This is a genomic window from Spiroplasma sp. ChiS, assembly GCF_002968355.1.
Taxonomy (GTDB): Bacteria; Bacillota_I; Bacilli_A; order Mycoplasmatales; family Mycoplasmataceae; genus Spiroplasma; species Spiroplasma citri.
In genome coordinates this window covers 1-1510 of record NZ_PUUH01000104.1, presented here as the reverse complement: position 1 = coordinate 1510, position 1510 = coordinate 1, and the positions used below count along the sequence as shown (strand labels likewise).

Genomic DNA, 1510 nt, shown 5'->3' with positions numbered 1-1510 from the left:
AAGATGTAAGTTTTGTTGTTCAGTTTTATTAAAATTATTATATAAAATACTATTATTTTCTGGTGGTTTTTCTGATTGTTTAAAATCCTTAATATTATTTCTTAATTTTAGCATACTAGTATTCAATTTATTTATAACAGTTTTTTCGCTATAAATTCCTTTTTTAGAAAATATCCCCTTACCATAATGGGAAACATCACCCTCCATATGACAACCAATATTATTTCATAATGTTTGATTTTTAATACCCTCTTCGTTATTTTTAATTAAGTTAATTGTTTTAATAAAATATTCTTTTTTTTGAATCGGGAATAAATGGCTTACTCTCTTTTAAACACTGTAATAATTCCTCATATTTTCCGTTATAAAAATAATAAATAGCATTATCAAATATTTCTTTAATTTCTGCGTTTTTGCTTTGAAAAGGAAATAACTTTTCAAACCTACTTTTAAGATGAAATTTGTCTATTGTATAATGAACTTTGTTATTAGGAAAACGATTTGCAATAACTTTTTTAACCCCTTTAATTCAATCTGATCCATCACCTAAAATCATAATTTTGGTATCATCTTGAATATTATAATTACTTATTATCAAAAGTATTAATTTAACAACAAAACGGGTTAATTTTGTTTTTTTAGAAATATAAATTGGAATATTATCTATTTCGTAAACACCTAACTTATTTGCAATTACATGTCTTTTTTCGGTTGATTTTTCTTGATCATATCCAGTGTGAACGGTAGAAATTAAGGTGTGTTTTTTAATCTTTTTTCCTCCATATCACACTTTCATTTTTAAGTATGTTCCATCCATTTGAATATATAAAGTATACGGAACTTTTATTTTAATAGTGGTATTATTAATATAATATTTGTCGTTTGTTGTTGCGTTTTTTATTGTATTTGAAATTGTCATTAAACTAATTTTTGCTTGTTCTAAGGCATCTAAAATATCGCGGTATTTTTTATCATCACTTAAAAACAATAAAATTCTTTCTTTAACATCATTTCTTACTTTTTGTCATTTTTTAATTAGTAAAAATTCATGTAAAATAAAAATATATTCTTCTTTTCTTGTTATTGGGTTAATTTTATAATATCTTCGTCTGTTAAACGTTATTTTACCTTTTAAAGTAATTAATGTTCTTTTAATATTATCTTTTACTCGATAATGTTTAAATTTATGATATTTTTGATAATTTTGAAAAATAAGATCATCTCACTTTTCTAACCTATATGCAATTTCTCCAACAACATTTCTATTCAAATCTTCATATGTTTTATTAAAAAAGTTTTCACCATTAATAATATTATTAATATCCATTTTAAAGTTGTTTCCTTTCCTGATTTAAAAATAAATTATCACACACATTAAAATAAACACCTAAAAAAAGCAAGTTATTTTTAACTTGTTTTTCCAATATTTAATTTTTTTCACACACATTAAAATAAACACCTAAAAAAAGCAAGTTATTTTTAACTTGTTTTTCCAATATTTAATTTTTTT

2 protein-coding genes are annotated in these 1510 nt (G+C 22.1%); both read right to left on the bottom strand.

Going from position 1 to position 1510, the window contains the following annotated elements; translation table 4 throughout:
• The coding region (locus tag C6B38_RS03715) for a hypothetical protein (protein ID WP_146693290.1) at positions 1 to 207 on the bottom strand (207 nt) is incomplete at its 3' end.
• A gap of 73 nt (positions 208 to 280) precedes the next feature.
• Complete coding sequence (locus C6B38_RS03710) at positions 281 to 1327, bottom strand: Mbov_0401 family ICE element transposase-like protein (RefSeq protein WP_105298705.1); 1047 nt, start codon at positions 1325 to 1327, stop codon at positions 281 to 283.
• Between the last annotated feature and the right edge of the window lie 183 nt (positions 1328 to 1510).